The organism is Frigoribacterium sp. Leaf44 (genome assembly GCF_001421865.1).
Lineage (GTDB): Bacteria > Actinomycetota > Actinomycetes > Actinomycetales > Microbacteriaceae > Frigoribacterium.
Map to the genome: position 1 here is coordinate 399,454 of NZ_LMLG01000006.1, position 3,786 is coordinate 403,239.

Below are 3,786 nucleotides of genomic sequence, written 5' to 3' on the forward strand. Positions count from 1 at the left end.
GGCTCTGGTCCATCTCCTGGCGGGCGCCCCAGCCGGCGCGGACGCCGGTCGTCCGCTCGGCGGCGATCTCGGGGTGGCGCACCTGCAGCCACGGCGGCACCGCGTAGGTGGGGGTGCCGAGCACCACCGCGATGCCGCGGGCGTGGGCGCCGTCGAGCACGGGCTGCAGCCAGTCGAGGTCGAACTCGCCCTCGCGCGGCTCCCACGTCGACCAGACCGACTCGCCCACCCGGATCACCGTGAAGCCCGCCTCGACCATCAGGTCGAGGTCGCGGTCGAGGGTGCCCGCCTGCTGGTACTCGGCGTAGTAGGCGGCTCCGAAGAGAACCCCGGAGTGGCGTGGAGCAGAAGTCATCGTTGACCCGTTCGTGTGTGTCGGCTGCGGTGGCGACCGCCGACGTCGTCCCGCGCGTGCTCGGGACGTCGAGTGGATGTTGTCGATAACATCGGCGTCTGCGGAGAACGTAACCCACGCCGCGCCGCCTGCGCAAGACCCCACTTCCGACCCGCGCCCCGCCCTGGCCGCGCCGCGCCTCCTGCCCTGCCCCCGCGCCACCGTCGGTGTGCAAATCGCGACACCTGCGCCCTCGATCAGGCCTCTGCGCGCACACGAGCGGCGTGTCGGGCTCGAGTTGTCGGGATGTGCTCGCCCGGCCGGTCACCGCCGGTCGGGTTCGGCACGTCGGGCCGCCTGCGGCGGCGGCGGCGGACAGGCGGCGAGGAGGCGCGGGCCGGGTCGAGCGCGCGGCGACGGCTAGGCGGCCGGGCGGCGAGGAGACGCGGGCCGGGTCGCGCGCGCGGGGCGGCCGGGCGGCGAGGAGGCGCGGGTCGGGTCGCGCGCGCGGCGGGCCAGGCGGCCAGGCGGCGAGGAGGCGCGGGTCGGGTCGAGCGCGCGGCGGCGGCCAGGCGGCCGGGCGGCGAGGAGGCGCGGGCCGGCCCGCGCCCCGGGGCGTCAGCCGCGCGCGGGTGCGGTCGAGGCGCGCGCCACGAGGGACGGCACCGGCAGGCGGCTGGCCGTGTCGGGGCTCCGCCCCTCGATGCGGGCGATCAGCGACGTCATCACGTGCGCCCCCTCGAAGCCGAAGTCGAGCGCCACGGTGGACAGCGACGGCACCATGAACCGCGCCTCGGGAGTGTCGTCGTTGCCGACCACGCTGACCTCGTGCGGCACCGAGACCCCCTCGGCGGCGAGGGCGGCGAGCAGTCCCATCGCCATGGCGTCGTTGGCGACGGCGACGCCGGTGAAGTCGTCGGTGCGGACGGCGAGCCGCAGTCCGATGTCGTAGCCGGCCGCCGCGGACCAGTCGCCGACGTCGGTGACCGTCACCGCGCCTCCGGACGCGGTGGTGGCCTGGTGGAACCCGTCGGCGCGCTCGCGGGCGGCCAGCCACTGGTCCGGCCCGGCGACGTAGGCCACGCGGCGGTGGCCGAGGCTCGCGAGGTGCTCGGCCGCGACCCGGCCCGCGTGCTCGTTGATCGACTCGGTGGTGCCCTCGACCATCAGCCCGAAGTCGCGCGCCACGGGCACGGAGATCGCGCGGCGTTCGAGCGCCGACCGGGCGACGGCCGTCTGCGCCGTGACGACGATGCCGGCGATCTGCTGCCCGAGCATCAGGTCGAGGGCGTCGTCGACCGAGCGTTCGTCGACGCCGTCCATCGACACGATGTCGGTCACGTAGCCGAGCGAACGTGCGGCCTCGGTGGCCCCGGCGATGGTGCGGGCGGGGCCCGACTGCTGCATGTTGTCGGCGAGCAGCCCGATGCGGTTCGTCCGCTGCAGGCGCAGGTAGCGGGCCGCCGAGTTGGGGCGGTACTCGAGCTCGGCGAGTGCCTGCTCGACCTTCTCGCGGGTGGCGGGACGGATGCCCTCGAAGCCGCGCAGGAACCTGCTGACGGTCTGGTGCGAGACGCCCGCGCGCTTCGCCACGTCGTAGATCGTGGCGTCCTTCATGCCCCGAGGGTAGCGGTGCCTCGTGCCCCGCCGGGGCGTCGGATGCACGAGACCCCACGAAGTCGCCGAGACCCTTCGGCGCGCACGGGGGTGTCGGCGGGTTCCTGGGGTGTGGGTGCGTTCCTGGGGTGTGGGCGGGGCCGACTAGGCGGTGCGCTCGATCTCGCGGGTGATGCCGACGAGCACGCGCCGCATGTACGGCGCCCAGGCGAAGCGCACGATGCCGCGGACGATCGCCCCACGCCCCGGTCGGGCGAAGAACGAGTAGGTCCAGTCGACCCGCGTGCGCCCGTTCGGGGTCGCGCGGTAGCTCCAGTCGGCACGGCCGCCGGTCACCAGTCGCCCGAGCAGCCCGGTGAACTCGCTCAGCTCGTAGACGAAGACCCCGTCGGGCTCCACGCGCACCAGGCTCTCGACCACGCTGCTGCCGTCCGACAGCTCGAGTCGGCGCGTCTGTCCGGCACCGTCCCACGGGCCGGACTGGTCGTGGACGGCCACGACGGCCGGGATCACCCCCGCCCGCGGATAGAACCCGACGGGGGTCAGCGGCGTCGCGATGCTCCACGCCCGGTCGAGCGGAGCGGCGGCGACGCGCGCGGTGCTCGCGCTCGCGATGACGGTCATGCCGGGCATTCGGAACGGAGGGCGCGATCGACGGGACGGGTCCTCCCCAGGCGCCCCGCGCCTCCCGACCGTCCCCCGAGGAGGCGCGGGTCGGCTCCCGGGGACGCCGGACGAGAGCAGACTGGCCGCGTGAAGACGACGACGTTACCCACCACCGACCGCCCCGCCTCGACCATCGTCCTCGGGCTCATGCGCATCTCGGGCATGACCGACGACGCGATCCGTGAACTCGTGGCCGAGGCCCGAGACCTCGGCATCGACTTCTTCGACCACGCCGACGTGTACGGCGACCACCCCCACCACTGCGAGCAGCGCTTCGGCGACGCCGTCACCATGACCTCGTCCGAGCGCGACGCGATCCAGCTGCAGAGCAAGGTCGGCATCCGTGACGGCTTCTGGGACTTCTCGACCGAGCACATCCTCGAGTCGGTCGACGCCTCGCTCGCCGCCCTGCACACCGACCGCCTCGACGTGCTGCTGCTGCACCGGCCCGACGCCCTCGTCGAGCCCGACGAGGTGGCCGCCGCCTTCGACCAGCTGCACGCCTCCGGCAAGGTGCGCCACTTCGGCGTCTCGAACCACACGCCCGGCCAGGTCGAGCTGCTGAAGCGCAGCGTGACGCAGCCGCTGATCGTCAACCAGGTGCAGCTCAGCATCACCCACGCTCCACTGATCGCCGCGGGCGTCGCGGCCAACATGGCGGGGCTCGACCAGTCCGTTGACCGCGACAACGGCATCCTCGACTACAGCCGCCTCAACGACATGACCCTGCAGGCCTGGTCGCCGTTCCAGAAGGGCTTCTTCGACGGAGTGTTCCTCGGCGACCGCGACGGCTACCCCGAGCTCAACGACGTCATCGACGAGCTCGCCGCGAAGTACGACGTGCCGACGTCGGCGATCCCGGTCGCCTGGATCACCCGGCACCCGGCCGACATGCAGGTCGTGCTCGGCACGACGAGCGTCGCGCACCTCCGCGACAGCGCCGCGGGGTCGGACGTGCCGCTGACCCGGCCCGAGTGGTACCGCCTCTTCACGGCGGCCGGTCACACGCTGCCGTAGCGAGCTGCGCTGCGCTGCGCTGCGCTGCGCTGCGCTGCGCTGCGCGGCGCAGTGCGGCGCGGCGCTGGACTGCGCTGCACCGCGAACTGGACACACCGCCACGAAGTGGTCACCCCGCCATCCTTTTTCGTGGCGGGTTGACCACCTCGTGG

At 73.7% G+C, this 3,786-nt stretch carries 4 protein-coding genes; 1 reads left to right on the forward strand and 3 read right to left on the reverse strand.

The features are described from left to right. The 3 genes from ASE87_RS16755 to ASE87_RS10410 form a co-directional block, all read right to left on the reverse strand. Positions 1 to 355, reverse strand: a 355-nt coding sequence (locus ASE87_RS16755; protein ID WP_235472272.1) for a beta-galactosidase, incomplete at its 3' end; no start/stop codon positions are given. Positions 356 to 952: 597 nt separating this feature from the next. After that, positions 953 to 1,951, reverse strand: coding sequence for a LacI family DNA-binding transcriptional regulator (locus ASE87_RS10405; RefSeq protein WP_056228320.1), 999 nt, complete (start codon positions 1,949 to 1,951; stop codon positions 953 to 955). Positions 1,952 to 2,095: 144 nt separating this feature from the next. Then, positions 2,096 to 2,575, reverse strand: a complete 480-nt coding sequence (locus ASE87_RS10410; protein ID WP_162235876.1) for an SRPBCC family protein — start codon at positions 2,573 to 2,575, stop codon at positions 2,096 to 2,098. A 129-nt stretch (positions 2,576 to 2,704) separates the two neighbouring features. Between ASE87_RS10410 and ASE87_RS10415 the strand changes: the two genes are divergently transcribed. Further along, on the forward strand, positions 2,705 to 3,634 hold the full coding sequence (locus tag ASE87_RS10415; RefSeq protein WP_056228325.1) for an aldo/keto reductase family oxidoreductase: 930 nt from the start codon (positions 2,705 to 2,707) through the stop codon (positions 3,632 to 3,634). Positions 3,635 to 3,786: the final 152 nt, after the last annotated feature.

Excerpts from the sequence above, each read along its gene's own strand:
- ASE87_RS10405 (WP_056228320.1), bottom strand. The coding sequence starts at position 1,951 with ATGAAGGACGCCACGATCTACGACGTGGCGAAGCGCGCGGGCGTCTCG.
- ASE87_RS10410 (WP_162235876.1), bottom strand. The coding sequence starts at position 2,575 with ATGACCGTCATCGCGAGCGCGAGCACCGCGCGCGTCGCCGCCGCTCCG.